This window comes from Pseudomonas sp. PSB11, assembly GCF_014596605.1.
GTDB lineage: Bacteria > Pseudomonadota > Gammaproteobacteria > Pseudomonadales > Pseudomonadaceae > Aquipseudomonas > Aquipseudomonas umsongensis.
This window is the reverse complement of record NZ_NOIO01000038.1, coordinates 11,600-29,412: the sequence shown is the minus strand read 5'-3', so window position 1 is coordinate 29,412 and position 17,813 is coordinate 11,600. Positions and strand designations below refer to the sequence as shown.

Here is a 17,813-nt window from a genome sequence, read left to right as displayed (position 1 = left end):
TGCCATGACCAACCTGATCGAAATCCGTGACCTCAGCGTCGCCTTCAACGGCCAGACGGTGGTACGCGACCTGTGCCTGGACATCCGCCCCGGTGAATGCCTGGCACTGGTGGGAGAGTCGGGTTCGGGCAAGTCGGTGACGGCTCACTCGATCCTGCAGTTGCTGCCCGAATGCGGCACCGAGACGACCGGCAGCATCCGCTATCGTGGCCAGGAACTGGTGGGCGCCGATGCCCGCAAATTGCGCGAACTGCGGGGCAATCGCATCGCGATGATCTTCCAGGAGCCGATGACCTCCCTGAACCCGTTGCACAGCATCGAGAAGCAGATCGGCGAAACCCTGCTGGTGCACAAGGGCCTGGCCGGTAAAGCGGCGCAAGCGCGGATACTCGAGTTGCTGCATCTGGTGGGCATCCAGAAGCCCCAGGAGCGACTCAAGTCTTACCCCCATCAGCTGTCCGGTGGCCAGCGCCAGCGGGTGATGATTGCCATGGCCCTGGCCTGCGAACCGGAATTGTTGATCGCCGATGAGCCGACCACGGCGCTGGACGTGACAGTGCAGCGCAAGATCCTGTTGTTGCTCAAGTCGCTGCAACAGCGACTGGGCATGTCGCTGCTGCTGATCAGCCACGATCTCAATCTGGTGCGCAGCATCGCCCAGCGCGTCTGCGTGATGAAAGCCGGGGAAATTGTCGAGCAAGCCAGCTGCGAGACGATGTTCACCGCACCGAAACACCCTTACAGCTGCCTGTTGCTCAACGCCGAGCCCGAAGGCGAAGCCCTGCCCCGGGACGAACGCGAAAAAGTCCTGGAAGTGCACGACCTGCGGGTGCAATTTGCCGTCGGTGGCGGATTGTTCCAACGCAAGACTTACCTCAAGGCCGTGGACGGCATCAGCCTGAGCATCCAGCGCGGCAAGACCCTGGGCATCGTCGGCGAGTCGGGCTCCGGCAAGTCCACGCTCGGCCAGGCGATCCTGCGCCTGCTGGACTCCGAGGGCGCTATCCGCTTCCAGGGCCAGGCACTCGATGGCCTGACGCAGAAGCAGTTGCGGCCATGGCGCAAGAAAATGCAGGTGGTGTTCCAGGATCCGTTTGGCAGTCTCAGCCCGCGCATGTCCGTGGCACAGATCATCAGCGAAGGACTGGAAGTGCATAGCCAGTTGAGCACCGAGCAATGCAACGCCGAGGTGATCCGGGCGCTGCAGGAAGTCGGGCTGGACCCACAAAGCCGGCATCGCTACCCCCACGAATTCTCCGGCGGCCAGCGCCAGCGCATCGCCATCGCCCGGGCGCTGGTGCTCAAGCCCGCGCTGATCCTGTTGGACGAACCCACCTCGGCGCTGGATCGCACCGTGCAAAAGCAGGTGGTCGCCTTGCTGCGTCAACTTCAGGAAAAGCACGGGCTGACCTACCTGTTCATCAGCCATGACCTGGCGGTGGTGCGCGCCCTGGCCCACGACATGATCGTGATCAAGGACGGCAAGGTGGTCGAAAGCGGCGCCAGCCACGACGTGTTCGAATCACCGCAGCATCCCTACACCAAAGAGCTGTTGGCGGCGGCGCATGTGGGGCAGGCATAATCCGGCCAGACCGCGTCGCGGCCTTCGCGAGCAGGCTCGCTCCCACAGGGGATTTGTGAAACACACAGACCAAGTGTGGGAGCGAGCCTGCTCGCGAAGGGGCCGGCACAGGCAACACACAATCAGGATCAGCCCTCATGAACACCACCGAAAGCCTCAAGGACTACCAGCGCGTGCGCCTGCTGGCGATCCGCTCGCTGTTCGAGATCATCGAGCAGTCCAGTGAAGGCACGGTGATCGTCGACAGCGACGCCAACATCGTCTGGATGAACGAACGCTATGCCAAGCGTTTCGGCCTGCCATCGGCTGAAGACGCCATTGGCAAGGCTTGCGAAAGCGTCATCCCCGGCAGCCTGTTGCGCGAGGTGGTGCGCACCGGTCGACCGATTCTGCTCGACATGCAGGACACCCCCAAGGAACCCCTGGTGGTCATGCGCCTGCCGATTCATGACGATGCCGGCGAGGTGATCGGTGCCATCGGCTTCGCCTTGTTCGACGAATTGCGCAGCCTGTCGCCGATGCTCAAGCGCTACATGAGCATGCAGCAAGAGCTTGCTTCTACGCGCTCGCTGCTGCGGGCGCGACAGACCCGCTACAACTTCGCCCACTTCATCGGCACCAGCGCCGCCAGCCTGGAAGTCAAGCGCCGCGCCCGGCGCAGCGCCAGCACCGACTCACCGGTGTTGCTGCTCGGCGAGACCGGCACCGGCAAGGAATTGCTGGCACAGGCGATCCACAATGCATCGCCGCGAGCCCTCAAGGCGTTCGTCAGCATCAACAGTGCGGCGATCCCCGAAGCACTGCTCGAAGCCGAATTCTTCGGCACTGCGCCTGGCGCCTATACCGGCGCCGACCGCAAAGGCCGCGCCGGCAAACTGCAGATCGCCCAGGGCGGCACCCTGTTTCTCGATGAAATCGGCGATATGCCGTTGCCCCTGCAAAGCAAGTTATTGCGGGTGCTGCAGGAAAAGGAATTTGAACCGGTCGGTTCCAACGAAGTGATCCAGAGCGATGTGCGGGTGATCGCCGCGACTTCGACCGATCTGGAAGCGGCGATCAAGCGTGGTGAGTTTCGCGCCGACCTCTACTACCGCCTCAACGTCCTGCCGATCCAGGTGCCACCGCTACGCGAGCGCCTCGACGACCTGCCTGCCCTGAGTGAAGCGATCCTTGAAGAACTGCGCAGCCAGCACGAACTGAACAGCGATGCGCTGGCGCTCCTGGGCCAACACGCCTGGCCGGGGAACATTCGCGAACTGCGCAACGTACTGGAGCGGGCGGCATTGCTCAGTGACGACCTGCGCCTGACGGAGGCAGATATCCGCGCGGCGATCGGAACTTTTACCCCAGTGCAGCGCGTGGCGCCGTTGCCCATCGAACCGCTGGAGCATGAAACGTTCAGTGCGGCGCGCGAGCGCTTTGACCGGCAATTGATTGAAGCGGCCCTGGCGCAATGCGGGGGCAAGGTGATCGAGGCGGCGGCGCGGTTAGGGCTGGGAAGGTCGACCTTGTACAAGAAGATGGTGGCGTTGGGGATTGCAGAGTCTCAATAATGAGACATAAATCTCTATTAATAGATACGGCCTCTTCGGGGCAAGCCCTCTCCCACAGTGACCACGTTTTTCCAGGCACTTCGAAGAACCTGTGGGAGCGGGCTTGCCCGCGAAACGGCCAGCACTGACGACGAAAGTCTCGAAATAGAGACAAATTCGATAAGCCTCACTCAAATTAATAGAATATATCCATATATTTCAAAGACTTAGCCGGATGGCATGAAATTCGCTAAAGACGTCTCCTACAAAGTTTCACCCTCACAAAAATAACAATCCAGGAGACACACCATGAGTGTGATCATTGCCTTGGCAGCCCTCTCGCTGCTGATGCTGGCTGCTTACCGTGGCTACAGCGTCATCCTATTTGCCCCGATTGCCGCACTCGGCGCCGTCCTGCTCACCGATCCTTCCGCCGTCGCCCCCGCCTTCACCGGGGTGTTCATGGAAAAAATGGTCGGTTTCATCAAACTGTATTTCCCGGTGTTCCTGCTCGGCGCGGTGTTCGGCAAACTCATCGAGTTATCCGGCTTCTCGCGCTCGATCGTCGCGGCGGCGATTCGCTTGCTCGGCACCCGCCAGGCGATGCTCGTGATCGTGCTGGTCTGCGCCCTGCTGACGTACGGCGGCGTCTCGCTGTTCGTGGTGGTGTTCGCGGTCTATCCGTTTGCCGCGGAAATGTTCCGCCAGAGCAACATTCCCAAACGCCTGATCCCGGCGACCATCGCCCTCGGCGCCTTTTCGTTCACCATGGACGCCCTGCCCGGCACCCCGCAAATCCAGAACATCATCCCCAGCACCTTCTTCAACACCACCGCCTGGGCCGCGCCATGGCTGGGTTTGATCGGGTCGATCTTCGTGGTCTGCGCCGGCATGCTGTTTCTGCAGCGCCAACGTAACAAGGCTCAGCTTAGCGGCGAAGGCTACGGCACCGACCTGCGCAATGAGCCGGAAACCGCTGCCGACATCAAACTCCCCAATCCGTGGATCGCCCTGTCGCCACTGCTGGCCGTGGGCATCATGAACCTGCTGTTTACCCAGTGGATTCCACAGTGGTACGGCAAGACCCACAGTCTCGCGCTGCCGGGCATGGCTGCGCCAGTGACCACCGAAATCGCCAAGCTCACCGCGATCTGGGCCGTTCAGGCTGCACTGCTGGTCGGCATCATCATGGTGCTGGTGTTCGGTTTCCAGGCGATTCGCGGCAAGTTGGCCGAAGGCAGCAGAAGTGCAGTCAGCGGTTCATTACTGGCAGCAATGAACACCGCGTCTGAATACGGTTTTGGTGCGGTAATAGCGTCGCTGCCAGGCTTTCTGGTCCTGGCCGACTGGCTCAAAAGCATCCCTAACCCGCTGGTCAACGAAGCGATCACCGTGACCCTGCTGGCGGGCATCACGGGTTCGGCGTCCGGCGGCATGAGCATTGCGCTGGCGGCCATGGCCAATGACTTCATCGCAGCGGCCCATGCCGCCAACATCCCACTGGAAGTCCTGCACCGGGTGGCGGCCATGGCCAGTGGGGGCATGGATACCCTGCCGCACAACGGCGCGGTGATTACCTTGCTGGCGGTCACCGGCCTGACCCACCGCGAAGCCTACAAAGACATTTTCTGTATTACGCTGATCAAGACCCTGGCGGTTTTCGTAGTGATCGGCACTTTCTACGCCACTGGCATTGTGTGAGGTATTGATGACGACTCTTTCAGGCAAGACCGCACTGGTTACCGGTTCCACCAGCGGCATTGGCCTAGGCATTGCCCTGAGCCTGGCCAAGGCTGGCGCCAATCTGATCCTCAACGGATTTGGCGATGCATCCAAAGTGATTGCCGAGGTTGAACAGTTCGGCGGCAAGGTTGGCCATCATCCCGCCGACGTCAGCGACCCGGCGCAGATCGCCGACATGATCGCCTACGCCGAGCGCGAATTCGGCGGCGTCGATATTCTGGTCAACAACGCCGGCATTCAGCATGTGGCGCCGGTAGACGAGTTTCCGGTGGAACGCTGGGACTCGATCATCGCGATCAATTTGTCATCGGTGTTTCACAGCACCCGCCTGAGCCTGCCGGGGATGCGCGCCAAAGGCTGGGGCCGAGTGATCAACATCGCCTCGGTGCATGGCCTGGTGGGTTCGACGGGCAAAGCCGCTTATGTCGCCGCCAAGCATGGCGTGATCGGCCTGACCAAAGTGGTCGCCCTGGAAACGGCCACCAGCAACATCACTTGCAACGCAATTTGCCCGGGCTGGGTGCTGACACCACTGGTGCAAAAGCAGATCGACGATCGCGCCGCCAAGGGCATCGACCCACAGCAGGCGCAGCATGACCTGCTGGCCGAGAAACAGCCGTCGCTGGAGTTCGTGACGCCGCCACAGTTGGGTGAACTGGTGCTGTTCCTGTGCAGCGAGGCTGGCACCCAGGTGCGCGGTGCGGCGTGGAATATCGATGGTGGGTGGTTGGCGCAGTGATCTGATGTTAAACCGCGTCATCGTTCTTCGCGAGCAGGCTCGCTCCCACAGGGGATCGCATTTCAATGTGGGAGCGAGCCTGCTCGCGAATGGATCTGAAACTAGAAGAAGAGGCAAATCATGTCCGACATTCTCTGGCAACCCAGCGCCGAACGCATCGGCAAGACTCGCATGGAAGCCTTTCGGCGCTTCGTCAATCAACGGCACCACCTGCACATCGACGACTACCCCGCCTTGCATCAATGGTCGATCGACCAGCGCCCGGATTTCTGGCAGGCCATCGTCGACTTCTTCGACATCCGCTTCCATGAGCAACCCGACGCGGTGCTACTGGAAGGCCCACAAATGCCCAGCGCCCAGTGGTTCCCCGGCGCCACCCTGAATTTCGCTGAACACCTGCTCAGTCGACGCGACGATGCCGTAGCCGTCGTGGCCGTGGCTGAAAACGGCCAGCGTGAACACTTGACCTGGGCCGAATTGGCGGAGCATGTCGCAGGATTTCAGAAGGGCTTGATGGCGGCCGGTGTCGGCCTTGGCGACCGGGTGGCGGCCTGCATGCCCAACACCTGGCAAACCCTGGTGGCCATGCTCGCCACCACCAGCCTGGGGGCAATCTGGTCCTGTTCGTCGCCCGACTTCGGCACCCAAGGGGTGATCGACCGCTTCGGCCAGATCGAACCGAAAGTGCTGGTCACCTGCGCTGGCTATCGTTATGCCGGCAAGGAGATCGACCAGCACGCCAAGGTCAACGAAATCCTCGAACGCCTGCCGTCATTGCAGCAACTGGTGATCGTGCCTTACGCACGCCCCGGAACACGCATCGAAGATTTCCGTACCCAGGCCAATGTGACGCTCTGGGATGATTTTTATGACCCGGGTGGCGATCCGGATTTCGTCGCCGTGCCCTTCGACCATCCGCTGTACATCCTCTACTCCAGCGGCACCACCGGCGTGCCCAAGTGCATCATTCACAGCACCGGCGGCGTGCTGCTGCAACACGTCAAGGAACACGGCCTGCACTGCGACCTCGGCCCGGGCGATCGCTTGTTCTACTACACCACCTGCGGCTGGATGATGTGGAACTGGCTGGTCTCGGCCCTGGCGGTAGGCAGTGCCGTGGTGCTGTACGATGGCTCGCCATTCCATCCGAATGCCGAACGCTTGATCGACCTGATCGACGACGAGCGCATCACCGTATTCGGCACCAGCCCCAAGTACCTCGCCACCCTGCAAAGCAGCGGCGTGAGGCCTGGGCAAAGCCATGACCTGGGCAGCCTCAAGACCTTGCTCTGCACCGGTTCTGCGCTGTCGCCGCAGAGCTACGACTATGTCTATCGCGACTTCAAGGCCGACCTGTGCCTGGCCTCGATGTCGGGAGGCACCGACATCGTCTCGTGTTTTGTCAACGGCAACCCCTGGCAGCCGGTGCGCCGTGGCGAAATCCAGGGCAAGAGCCTGGGCATGGCCGTGCAAGTGTGGAACGACGAGGGCCGGGCGGTCATCGGCGAAAAGGGCGAACTGGTGTGCACGCGGCACTTCCCGGCGATGCCGATCGGCCTGTGGAACGACCCCGATGGCGAAAAGCTCAAGGCCTCCTACTTCAGCCAATTTCCCGGTGTCTGGGCCCAGGGCGACTACGCCGAACAACTGCCCCACGGCGCGATGATGATCCATGGGCGCTCCGACGCGGTGCTCAATCCCGGTGGCGTGCGTATCGGCACGGCGGAAATCTATCGGCAAGTGGAGAAAGTCCCGCAGGTGCTCGACAGCGTGGCCATCGGTCAGCAATGGCAGGGCGACGTGCGGGTGGTGCTGTTCGTGCGCTTGCGCGAGGGCGTGGAACTGGATGACGCGCTGCAGCAGCAGATCCGCCAGGTCATTCGCGCCAACACCACACCACGTCATGTGCCGGCGAAGATTGTCGCGGTGACCGACATTCCCCGCACCATCAGCGGCAAAATCGTCGAATTGGCGGTGCGTAATGTAGTGCATGGGCAGAAGGTGAAGAATACCGACGCGCTGGCCAACCCCGAGGCGCTCGAGCAATTCCGCGATCGCCCCGAACTCCAGGATTGAATATCGCCTCCAGCAGGAGCGAGCATGCTCCGGGCGGCGTTCCGACGATGAACCCGAGAACGCCGCGGGGTGTCAGGCATCCAGCGACATCGTTGACGACCATCGCGAGCGAGCTTGCTTGACGTTGCGCACGACCATTGACACATCGTTACGCTGTTTGAAAATGTTCACTCGAAAGCGTCCAATCCCCGCCTGGGAGATCGCCAGGTTCATTTCTAGTTCCCGATCGAACTCAAGGCGCTGTTCGGCGTCCATGATGGACGCCGCAATCGTCGCGATTGCTCCCGGCTTGATCGGTTGATCGGCCAGGGCGGTAAGCACACCGTTGAACCGCGCACTCGCAGGCGCACCCGTGGACAGGTAAAGATCGGAGCCATCCTGGCTGGCCAAGCGCCTTAACAACGCGTCGATTTCCATGGCCAAAAGCATCGACGAAGCATTCAATGTTAAAAAATGACCTGAAGCAGGTCATCCAGCGTCTACTGCCCTGCAAGGATAGTTGACGCCGCCACACCGACTTTTGTGCAGGACATCTTGATGAACGCATCACCCACCGGCAGCGATGCCCAGGCCCTGATTGCCAGACTCGATTGGGCGAACAGCCCCCTGGGCGCTGCTGGCACCTGGCCACAGAGCCTGCGAACCGCCGTGGACATCGTGATTCATTCTCCAATGCCGATGCTGTTGCTCTGGGGGCCGCAGCTGACGCAGATCTACAACGACGGCTTCGCGCTGCTGGCCGGCAGCAAGCATCCGCACGCTTTCGGACAGCCAACCCACCTGATCTGGCCCGAATTAAAGGACTTTACTGACCCAATTTACAGCGCGGTCCTACAAGGACAGGTGCGAACCTACAGCGAACAGCGCTTCACCCTGCAGCGCGACGGTACTGATTCCGATTTCTGGCTTGACCTGACCTACAGCCCCATCCGCGACGAAAATGCCCAGGTTGCCGGAATCCTGGTCACCGCCATCGAAACCAACGAGCGCCGGCGCATCGCCCTCGAACTGGAGCAGCGCTCCGCTGCGAGCCTCAAGGCTCAGCAAGACACCGAAGAACGCCTACAACTGGCCCTCGCCGCCACCGACGCGGTCGGCACCTGGGACTGGGACATCAGTGAGGACCGCTTCATCGCCGACGCTCACTTCGCCCAATTGCACGGCGTCGACCCGGCCCTGTCTGGCCAATTGCCGATCAGCGAATACCTGCACGGCGTCCACCCCGAAGACCGCACCCTGATCGCCCGCAGCATCAAGCACTGCATCACTCACGGCACCGAGTACGCCGAGGAATACCGCCTGCTGCAACCCGATGGCCAGTTGCGCTGGGTGTTTGCTCGCGGACGCTGCTACAAGGATCACCATGGGCGGCCGATCCGTTTCCTCGGCGCCGCCCTTGACCTGACCGATCGCAAAAACACCGAGCACGCCTTGCGCCAGAGTCAGACCGAGCTGCAGTTGATCATCAACGCCATGCCGATCCTGATCAGCTACGTCGACCGCGAGGAACGCTTTCGCTTGAACAACGCCGCCTACCTGGACTGGTATGGCTTGACGCCCCAGGAACTCTACGGCCGAACCATTCGCGAAGTGCTGGGCGATGAGGCCTACGCATTGCGCGCAGAGCACATCGCCCAGGCCCTGAGCGGCAAGGCTTGTTGCTTCAGCATCGGCACGGCGCACCGCGACGGCAGCATCCGCCAGGCGCTCATGAATTACCTGCCGCGTCACGGCCCGGATGGCGCGGTGAATGGTTTCTATATTTTCGTCATCGACGAAACCGAGCGTAAACAGACCGAAGAAGCCCTGCGCAACCTCAACGAAACCCTCGAAGAACGGGTGAGCGCGCGCACCCGGCAATTGGCCGAGGCCAATGAAAAACTGCTCAGCGAGATGTTCGAACGCGAGCGCGCCGAAGAAGCCCTGCGGCATGCGCAGAAGATGGAAGCACTCGGCCAGCTCACCGGCGGCATTGCCCATGACTTCAACAACATGCTCACTGGCATCATCGGCAGCCTGGACTTGATGCAACGCTACATTGCCGACGGCCGCGCCGCCGAAATCAACCGTTTCTCCGAGGCTGCGGTTTCCTCGGCCAACCGCGCCGCCGCCCTCACCCATCGGTTGCTGGCGTTCTCCAGGCGTCAGTCGCTGGATCGCAAGACGCTGAACGCCAACGACCTGATCCACTCCCTGGAAGACTTGCTCAGCCGTACCAAAGGCGACCACATCGAACTCAAGCTGCTACTGACCGAAGATGCCTGGCCGGTCAGCACCGACGTCAGTCAACTGGAAAACGCCCTGCTCAACCTGGTGATCAACGCCCGCGACGCCATGCCCGAGGGTGGCCAGTTGTGCATCGAAACCGCCAACGTCTATCTCGACGGCAGCGATATCACCACGCTTGAACCGGTCAAGGCCGGGGATTACCTGATGATCGCCGTCAGTGACAATGGCACCGGCATGACCCCCAAGGTATTGGCCAAGGCCTTCGATCCGTTCTTCACCACCAAGCCCATCGGCCAGGGCACCGGGCTGGGGTTGTCGATGATCTACGGTTTCGCCCAGCAGTCCGGCGGCCATGTGACCCTGTCCAGCCTGCCGGGCCACGGCACCAGCGTGCGCCTGTACCTGCCGCGACTACGAGGCAACGAACCACAGGATGTGCTGTCGCCCGTGGTCAGCGAAGCACCGTCAGCGATTGCCGGCGAAACGGTGGTGCTGGTGGAAGACGATCCGGCGGTGCGCATGCTGGTGACCGATCTGCTCAAGGAGTTGGGTTATCACGCCTATGAAGCCGAAGACGCGAAGACCGCCCTGCCCTTGCTCGAATCCGACTTGCGCGTCGACCTGCTGGTCACCGACGTCGGGCTGCCCGGGATGAACGGGCGACAACTGGCGGAAATCGCGCGCCAGCATCGCCCGCAACTGAAGGTATTGTTCATGACCGGTTACGCGCAAAACGCCGCCGAACGCCAGGGCTTTCTCGAAGAAGGCATGGACATGGTGGCCAAGCCGTTTTCCATCGATCTGCTGGCCAACAAGATTCGCACGATGATCGGTCAACCGCAGTGAGTTGGGGCATAATCGCGCCCCCTGGCTGTCACGACCGCAACAAGGTATCTGCCCCATGAAAGCTCAAGCCCGCCATATCCTGGTGAAAACCTCGGAAGAAGCCGAGCAACTCAAGCAACGTATCGCCAAGGGCGAAGCCTTCGATGTGCTGGCCAAGAAGTACTCCACCTGCCCTTCCGGCAAACGCGGCGGCGACCTGGGTGAAGTGCGCCCGGGCCAGATGGTCGGTGCAATCGATGCGGTGATCTTCAAGAAACCGCTGCGGGTGGTGCACGGGCCGATCAAGAGCAAGTTCGGGTATCACCTGGTGCAGGTATTTTACCGGGATTGATCTCCACCTGTAGGAGCTGCCGCAGGCTGCGATCTTTTGATCTTGTTTTTAAAAGCAAATCAAAAGATCGCAGCCTGCGGCAGCTCCTACACAGCGTTCTTGTTCAAACCAAGGGGATGAGTGCCCCCGGCGCCTGAATCACCCGGCTCGCCAACCGATGCCCCGCCTCGGCCGCCTCGGCCGGGCTCGCACCCTTGAGCCGCGCAGCCAGGTACGCCGCACTGAACGAATCCCCGGCCGCGGTGGTGTCCACCACTCGCTCGACTTTCTGCGCCGGCACCTCGAATGACTCGCCGCCACAACGAATCAGGCAGGCCTCGGCGCCGCGCTTGAGCACCACTTCAGGCGTGCCGATCTGCTCGTACGCTGCAAACACCGCCTGACAATCGGCGAAATGGAACAGCGCCTGTTCGTCATCGACGGTCAGCAGAGCCAGGTCGACATAGGGCAACACCTTGCGGTACGCCACTCGCGCTTCCTCCACCGAGGCCCACAAACGCGGTCGGTAGTTGTTGTCGAAGACGATCCGCGTATTGCGCTGGCGGGCCTCGATCAAGACTTCCAGCAATTTTTCCCGCCCCTCGCCCAATACCGCGAGGGTGATACCGCTGAAATACAGCACGTCGTAATCCGGCAGCGCGGTCAGGATCGGCGCGGCGGCCGGGGTGGTGAAGCAATCGCGCACCGCTGCTTCATTGCGCCAATAGAGAAAACGTCGCTCGCCGGCGGCGTCAGTCTGGATGCAATACAGCCCCGGCAAGCGACCGGACAAGCGCTGGACCTTGCTCAGGCCAATGTTTTCGGCGGCCCAGCTCTGGCACATGGCATCGCTGAAACTGTCATCGCCCAGGGCCGTGACGTAATCCACCGAACCCGCCGTGCCCAGTTCGCGGGACAGGTAGACCGCCGTGTTCAAGGTATCGCCGCCGAAGCTTTGTTGCAGGCTGCCGTCGGCGCGGTGTTGCAATTCGATCATGCATTCGCCGATCAGGGCGATGCGCGGGGTGTGGGGGCCCAGGGTGTTGAAGGTGTTCATGTTGTGGGGTCTCTGGTGTTGCCGTGTTGTCTGATCGGGCCCCTTCGCGAGCAAGCCCGCTCCCACAGGGGAACGCATTCCAAATGTGGGAGCGGGCTTGCTCGCGAAGGCCGCACCTCGGCACTGGACTTAGAAACAGGTTTCCATGGTCTCGATAACGTTCAATTGCTCATCCACCAGGCAACCCACCCGCCACTTGTCGAATGTCAGGCACGGGTGTGAGGTGCCAAACGAAATGATGTCGCCCACCCGCAAATCGACCCCCGGCGGCACGGTCATGAAGGCGTGCTGGTCCATCACGGCGGTTACCTTGCAAGTGCTCACATCATCGCCCTTGGCCGGGATGACACCGGCCCGGTAGCGCAGCAACGGCACCGGCAGGCCAGCGTCATAAGCCACGTCGCGCTTGCCCAGGGCAATCACCGCAAAGCCTGGTTCCGGCAATGACTGCACATGTGCCCAGACCTCCAGCGCCGCACGCAAGCCCTCATGCAGATCGCTGCGACGGTCGAGCACGCAGCATTGCGCTTCCTTGTAGATACCATGGTCGTGCGCCACATAGCTGCCGGGGCGCAAGACGCTGAGGAAACGCCCACCAGCGTTCTGCGCCTCGAACTCTTCGGCGATCAAGTCATACCAGGCCGAACCTGAAGCGGTGATGATCGGCTTGGCAATCGCGAAGGCGCCGCTGTCCTGCAACTGCACGGCCAGACGCACCAGGGAGCCGGCGAATGCACGGATGCCACTCACCGCGTGATCGCCGTGGATCACCCCTTCATACCCTTCGATGCCGGTCAGCGCCAAGGCCGGTTGTGCGGCGATGGCCTTGGCCAGGTCCAGCACTTGCTGTTCGCTGCGGCAACCGCAACGACCGCCGACCACGCCGTACTCGATCATCACGTTCAGGCGCACACCCCGTGAAGCGAAATAGGCGCCGAGGTCGGCGACGTTGTCCGGGTGATCGACCATGCAATAGAAGTCGAAGCCCGGATCAGCCAGAAGATCGGCTATCAACGCCATGTTCGGGGTGCCGACCAGTTGGTTGGCCATCAACACCCGGCGCACGCCGTGGGCATAGGCCGCGCGGGTTTGCGTGGCGCTGGCCAGGGTAATGCCCCAGGCACCGGCGTCCAGTTGCCGGCGGAACAGCGCCGGGGTCATGCTGGTCTTGCCGTGGGGCGCAAGCTCGGCGCCGCTGTCACTGACAAAGGCCTGCATCCAACGGATGTTGTGTTCAAGCGCTTCGCGATGCAGCACCAGCGCGGGCAGGCTGACGTCACGCACCAGGTGGGCGCCAGTGTGGGCAAAGCCCTTTTCCACGGCGGCAATATTCTTGGCAGAAGACATGGTCGAACTCCTCACAGTCGCGGCCGCGGGCAGCCGCTGTTAATCGTTGATGCGACGGGCCAGGTTGTTGGCGCTATCGATCAGCACCCGGCGGTAATCGCTGTAATGGGTCTTGGCATCGGCCCGTGGGGCGACGATGCACAGGGTGGCTATGGCCACGCCATCGGAGCCTTTGACCGGGGCGGCGAAGCAATGGGTAAAGGTGTCGGCCACGCTGTCGAAGGAGAAAAAGCCGTCGATGCCAGCCTGGCGGATTTCCTTGAGAAACTGTTCCAGCGGCAAACGTTCGCCATTGGGCAGGACGAAGTCGTCGTGGTCGATCAGGTCGACGATTTCCTTGTCACTCAGGTGCGCCAGCAACAGGCGTCCGGACGCTGTCCAGGGAATGGGCGCGTTTTCGCCGATGTCCGAGGAAATGCGAAAATGCCGCTGGCCCTCCTTCATCAGCGCCACGGTGTATTTGCGCCCATTGAGCAGGCACATCTGCGCCGTTTCGTGAGTCTGGTTGACGATGTCCTGCAGGGCCCGATCGGCTTCGCGGGTCAGGTCAAAATGGCGCAGGTGCGCTTGGCCAAGGAAGTACAGCTGGCGGCCGAGATAGACGTGACCGTCCTTGCCCACCGGTTCCAGGATGCGCCGTTCCAGCAACGAGGCCACCAGCTCATAGACCGTGGATTTCGGACTGCCGATGCCGTTGGCGATATCGTTCGGGCGCAGGGGCTGGCCGATCTCCTTGAGGAAATCGAGGATATCGAACGCCCGGTCCAGACCGCGTGCCCGGCGCTTGATGGTGTCTTCGCTCATGTCAGTGGTTCCCATTCAAATTCGCCGGGGGGGATCGTTCCCACGCTGGGAACGATCAGTGTCAAGTTCAGGCCTTTTTCTTGTATGCGATGCAGTCGATCTCGACCTTGCAGTCGACCATCATGTTCGCCTGCACACAGGCCCGGGCCGGTGCGTGTTCAGGCTTGAAGTACTCGGAGAAAACCTTGTTGAAACTGGTGAAATCCCGCGGATCATCCAGCCATACGCCGACACGCACCACGTCTTCCAGGCCATAGCCTGCCTCTTGGAGAATCGCGATCAGGTTCTTCATGGTCTGGTGCGTCTGCTCGACGATGCCGCCAACAATGATCTCGCCCTCCACCGCCGGCACCTGCCCCGAGACGTGCAGCCAGCCATCGGCTTCAACGGCGCGGGCAAAAGGACGCGGCTGGCCACCCGCCGCGGTGCTGCCGGTGCCGTAACGAGTAATGCTCATGGGTGTTTCTCCTGAACTGAAAACCGAAGGATCAGCGATCTTCTCCGAGACCTCGCAAGTCAAATGATTCCGCTATACCGGAATACGGTTTGCAATAACGGAATAAGCGGCAGAAAGTGTGCCACAGGTCGTGAAGGAAATAGTAGGGGGAGATTGAAAAGTGTTCTAAATCAGAAAACCCATGCCCGCCGCTTCGCGAGCAGGTCCGCTCCCTGTCGGGATGCGATTCCCTGCTCGCGAGGCGCCCTCAGGCTGGAGGTAAAATCAATTACACGTGCGCGCCAGGAACACCCGCGTCACCCGCCGCTCTTCAACCGACATGACGGTCAATCGCCAGCCTTCCCACTCGTGGCTGTCACCGATCATCGGCAGTCGGTCCAGCAGGCTTACCACCAGACCTGCCAGGGTTTGATAGTCTTCAGTCGGTTGTGCCGCGAAACCGGTGCGTTGACGCACTCGCGCCAGGTTCAACGCGCCACTGACCACGAATCCGTCCTTCTCCTCGATCACGTCCGGGCCTTCGATTTCGCTGGCGTCGGGCAGCTCACCGGCAATCGACTCGAGGATGTCGGTCATGGTCAGCACGCCGACGAAGTCACCGAATTCGTTGACCACGAACGCGATGTGGGTCGAGGCCTTGCGCATTTGCTCCAGGGCATTGAGGATCGAGTAGCTGTCCAGCAGGTTGACGGCCTGGCGCGCCAGGTGGGCAAGATCAGGCTGGTTACCGGCCAGGAAATCCTTCAGCAGCTCCTTCTTGTGCACGAAACCCAGCGGTTCATCCACCGCGCCGTCGCGAATCAGCGGCAGGCGGGAGTAGGACGAATGCATCAAACGCGTGCGAATGGTCTGCGGGTCGTCGGCCAGGTCGATGTAGTCGACGTCGGCACGCACGGTCATCAAGCTGCGGATAGGCCGCTCGGCCAGTTGCAATACCCCGCTGATCATCACCCGCTCACGACGGTCGAACAGTACTTCGCTCTGCGCTTCGCCGTCGTCCAGCATGTCGGCGATTTCTTCACCGACTTCTTCCGCCGCCAGTTTGCGCCCGCCGAGCATGCGCATCACCGCGTGCGCGGTGCGTTCACGCATCGGTCGCAGGCCCTGCATCGAGCGTTTGCGGCGCGCCCGGGCGATCTGGTTGAACACTTCGATCAGGATCGAGAAGCCGATGGCTGCATACAAGTAGCCCTTGGGAATGTGGAAGCCCAGGCCTTCGGCGGTCAAGGCAAAACCGATCATCATCAAAAAGCCCAGGCACAGCATGATCACCGTAGGGTGCGCGTTGACGAAGCGAGTCAACGGCTTGCTGGCGACGATCATCAGGCCGATCGAAATGATCACGGCAATCATCATCACCGACAATTCATCGACCATGCCCACCGCGGTAATCACCGCGTCAAGGGAGAACACCGCGTCGAGCACCACGATTTGCGCCACGATGGGCCAGAACAACGCGTAAGCCGTATTGGAAGTGCGCTCGCCGACATGGCCTTCGAGCCGTTCGTGCAGCTCCATGGTCGCCTTGAACAAAAGGAACACACCACCAAACAGCATGATCAGGTCTCGACCCGAGAAGCTCTTGTCGAACACCTCGAACAGCGGCTGGGTCAGGGTCACCAACCAGGAAATGCTCGCCAGCAGGCCCAGGCGCATCAACAACGCCAGGGACAGGCCGATGATTCGCGCGCGATCGCGCTGTTCCGGCGGCAATTTGTCCGCCAAAATCGCAATGAACACCAGGTTGTCGATACCCAGTACCAGCTCCAGCACAATCAACGTCAACAAGCCCAGCCACGCGGTGGGGTCAGCTAACCATTCCATGTAAATGTCTCGATCTATTCAGTGAATTCAGAATGCCAGGCACGGCAAGGTGCGGCGCAGAGGCCGGGTAAATGCAATGACAGGGAGATCGGGGTGCCAGAAGACCGGATGTTTCGCGTACAGCAAGATCGCGCGTTGGCGCGAGGGGAAAGGATAACTGGGGGGCTCCGTAAGGGCGTTCATGCAAGTCCTGAAAAGGAAAAAGGACTTGAATCGTACAGTCGATATGGACAATTCCTACAGCTCGAAATTATTTCAAGATCTGTAGCAGGTCTGTGAATTGCCGCCGCTGCCTGCAGGAACAAGCTTGCTGGCTTTGCTTTCAACGGTTCTTCACACGCTCGATGTACCGCACAACTGCCGGGGATTTCTCGAACCGGCGATGAATCAACGCCAGCCACGACGACGCGTTGCAGTCGTTGATCTGGCGATAGACCACACTCGGTAAACTGACATGGCCGACCACCGACTCGGGTACCACCGCCACGCCCTGACCCAGGGAAACCAAGGCGATCACTGCCACCAACCCACCCGGTTGCGCCCCCAGCTTCGGCACGAACGCGCCCTGGGCGGCGACTTGCAACGTACCGACGACTTGCTCGGGAAGAATGAAGTTTTCGTTGTGCAAATGCGCCGAGTTGATGACCGGCAAGCGATTGAGCCATGAGTCCACCGACAGTGCCAAAACAAAGCCCTCATCACTCAGGCGCACACTCTCGACACCCTCGGGCAACGTCAACGGGCAACGGATGTAGCCCAGATCGAACCGTCCCTCAAGGATCATGTTCGGCAGGCTCGCCATTGGACTTTCCCGCACATTGAGGCTGACATCCGGGTACTGGCTTGCAAAACCCTGCACCTGCTTTTGCAGCAACCCCGAATACACCGCCGACGCGACATAACCCAGTTCGATGTGACCGATATCACCACGCCCGGCACGCTGTGCGTTGCGCTGCGCCGATTCGAACTGGCGCACTGTGGCCTCAGCTTCGATCACCAGCGCCGCTCCGGCCTCGGTCAGGCTGACGTCCCGCACCTGGCGCAGAAACAGGCGTGCGCCCAGCTCCGCTTCCATGTCCTGGATTTGCCGGGTCAAGGTGGGTGGCGCGATGCCCAACTGCTCGGCGGCGCGGGTGAAGTTGCGATGCCGGGCGACAGCAAGGAAGTAGCGAAAGTGGCGAATATCCATCGGTGCATTAGCTCAAAGGTAATGAAGTGACGCGGCGCGCCTAACAAAAGCGTCGCCAGCCGGCGATAAGCTGCACGG

At 61.3% G+C, this 17,813-nt stretch carries 13 protein-coding genes and 1 pseudogene; 7 read left to right on the top strand and 7 right to left on the bottom strand.

Annotated features, from left to right (window positions below; genetic code table 11):
• Positions 1-4 precede the first annotated feature (4 nt).
• The 5 genes from CGA21_RS27835 to CGA21_RS27815 all read left to right on the top strand — a co-directional run bounded on the left by CGA21_RS27835 (position 5) and on the right by CGA21_RS27815 (position 7,672).
• Positions 5-1,582, top strand: a complete 1,578-nt coding sequence (locus tag CGA21_RS27835) for an ABC transporter ATP-binding protein (RefSeq protein WP_110754437.1) — start codon at positions 5-7, stop codon at positions 1,580-1,582.
• Positions 1,583-1,719: 137 nt separating this feature from the next.
• A complete protein-coding gene (locus CGA21_RS27830; RefSeq protein ID WP_188265513.1) occupies positions 1,720-3,135 on the top strand; it encodes a sigma-54 interaction domain-containing protein in 1,416 nt (471 codons plus the stop codon).
• A gap of 288 nt (positions 3,136-3,423) precedes the next feature.
• Positions 3,424-4,815, top strand: coding sequence for a GntP family permease (locus tag CGA21_RS27825; RefSeq protein WP_110754441.1), 1,392 nt, complete (start codon positions 3,424-3,426; stop codon positions 4,813-4,815).
• A 7-nt stretch (positions 4,816-4,822) separates the two neighbouring features.
• The gene (gene hbdH, locus CGA21_RS27820; protein ID WP_033045670.1) at positions 4,823-5,596 is read left to right on the top strand and encodes a 3-hydroxybutyrate dehydrogenase; all 774 of its coding nucleotides are present in this window, start codon (positions 4,823-4,825) and stop codon (positions 5,594-5,596) included.
• 120 nt (positions 5,597-5,716) lie between these two features.
• Positions 5,717-7,672 (top strand): acetoacetate--CoA ligase, encoded by a 1,956-nt coding sequence (locus CGA21_RS27815; RefSeq protein ID WP_188265512.1) that lies wholly within the window; start codon positions 5,717-5,719, stop codon positions 7,670-7,672.
• Positions 7,673-7,789: 117 nt separating this feature from the next.
• Here the strand turns inward: CGA21_RS27815 and CGA21_RS27810 are convergent.
• Positions 7,790-8,089, bottom strand: a pseudogene (locus CGA21_RS27810) (type IV pili twitching motility protein PilT); the annotation flags it as partial.
• Positions 8,090-8,209: 120 nt separating this feature from the next.
• Between CGA21_RS27810 and CGA21_RS27805 the strand changes: the two are divergent.
• The gene (locus CGA21_RS27805) at positions 8,210-10,747 is read left to right on the top strand and encodes a PAS domain-containing sensor histidine kinase (RefSeq protein ID WP_188265511.1); all 2,538 of its coding nucleotides are present in this window, start codon (positions 8,210-8,212) and stop codon (positions 10,745-10,747) included.
• Between the two features lie 55 nt (positions 10,748-10,802).
• The gene (locus tag CGA21_RS27800) at positions 10,803-11,078 is read left to right on the top strand and encodes a peptidylprolyl isomerase (RefSeq protein WP_007933743.1); all 276 of its coding nucleotides are present in this window, start codon (positions 10,803-10,805) and stop codon (positions 11,076-11,078) included.
• A 103-nt stretch (positions 11,079-11,181) separates the two neighbouring features.
• Here the strand turns inward: CGA21_RS27800 and CGA21_RS27795 are convergent, their stop codons facing one another.
• From CGA21_RS27795 to CGA21_RS27770, 6 genes are all read right to left on the bottom strand, one after another.
• Positions 11,182-12,114, bottom strand: a complete 933-nt coding sequence (locus CGA21_RS27795) for a sugar kinase (protein WP_188265510.1) — start codon at positions 12,112-12,114, stop codon at positions 11,182-11,184.
• A gap of 129 nt (positions 12,115-12,243) precedes the next feature.
• A complete protein-coding gene (locus tag CGA21_RS27790; RefSeq protein WP_188265509.1) occupies positions 12,244-13,461 on the bottom strand; it encodes an amino acid deaminase in 1,218 nt (405 codons plus the stop codon).
• Between the two features lie 39 nt (positions 13,462-13,500).
• A complete protein-coding gene (locus CGA21_RS27785; RefSeq protein WP_188265508.1) occupies positions 13,501-14,265 on the bottom strand; it encodes an IclR family transcriptional regulator in 765 nt (254 codons plus the stop codon).
• Positions 14,266-14,332: 67 nt separating this feature from the next.
• On the bottom strand, positions 14,333-14,722 hold the full coding sequence (locus CGA21_RS27780) for a RidA family protein (protein WP_188265507.1): 390 nt from the start codon (positions 14,720-14,722) through the stop codon (positions 14,333-14,335).
• A 264-nt stretch (positions 14,723-14,986) separates the two neighbouring features.
• Positions 14,987-16,546: a TerC family protein gene (locus tag CGA21_RS27775; RefSeq protein WP_110754456.1), complete on the bottom strand. Its 1,560-nt coding sequence runs from the start codon at positions 16,544-16,546 to the stop codon at positions 14,987-14,989.
• A gap of 322 nt (positions 16,547-16,868) precedes the next feature.
• Entirely contained in the window at positions 16,869-17,735 is an 867-nt protein-coding gene (locus CGA21_RS27770) for a LysR family transcriptional regulator (protein WP_188265506.1), read from the bottom strand.
• Between the last annotated feature and the right edge of the window lie 78 nt (positions 17,736-17,813).

Excerpts from the sequence above, each read along its gene's own strand:
- CGA21_RS27835 (WP_110754437.1), top strand. The coding sequence starts at position 5 with ATGACCAACCTGATCGAAATCCGTGACCTCAGCGTCGCCTTCAACGGC.
- CGA21_RS27830 (WP_188265513.1), top strand. The coding sequence starts at position 1,720 with ATGAACACCACCGAAAGCCTCAAGGACTACCAGCGCGTGCGCCTGCTG.
- CGA21_RS27825 (WP_110754441.1), top strand. The coding sequence starts at position 3,424 with ATGAGTGTGATCATTGCCTTGGCAGCCCTCTCGCTGCTGATGCTGGCT.
- hbdH (WP_033045670.1), top strand. The coding sequence starts at position 4,823 with ATGACGACTCTTTCAGGCAAGACCGCACTGGTTACCGGTTCCACCAGC.
- CGA21_RS27815 (WP_188265512.1), top strand. The coding sequence starts at position 5,717 with ATGTCCGACATTCTCTGGCAACCCAGCGCCGAACGCATCGGCAAGACT.
- CGA21_RS27805 (WP_188265511.1), top strand. The coding sequence starts at position 8,210 with ATGAACGCATCACCCACCGGCAGCGATGCCCAGGCCCTGATTGCCAGA.
- CGA21_RS27800 (WP_007933743.1), top strand. The coding sequence starts at position 10,803 with ATGAAAGCTCAAGCCCGCCATATCCTGGTGAAAACCTCGGAAGAAGCC.
- CGA21_RS27795 (WP_188265510.1), bottom strand. The coding sequence starts at position 12,114 with ATGAACACCTTCAACACCCTGGGCCCCCACACCCCGCGCATCGCCCTG.
- CGA21_RS27790 (WP_188265509.1), bottom strand. The coding sequence starts at position 13,461 with ATGTCTTCTGCCAAGAATATTGCCGCCGTGGAAAAGGGCTTTGCCCAC.
- CGA21_RS27785 (WP_188265508.1), bottom strand. The coding sequence starts at position 14,265 with ATGAGCGAAGACACCATCAAGCGCCGGGCACGCGGTCTGGACCGGGCG.
- CGA21_RS27780 (WP_188265507.1), bottom strand. The coding sequence starts at position 14,722 with ATGAGCATTACTCGTTACGGCACCGGCAGCACCGCGGCGGGTGGCCAG.
- CGA21_RS27775 (WP_110754456.1), bottom strand. The coding sequence starts at position 16,546 with ATGGAATGGTTAGCTGACCCCACCGCGTGGCTGGGCTTGTTGACGTTG.
- CGA21_RS27770 (WP_188265506.1), bottom strand. The coding sequence starts at position 17,735 with ATGGATATTCGCCACTTTCGCTACTTCCTTGCTGTCGCCCGGCATCGC.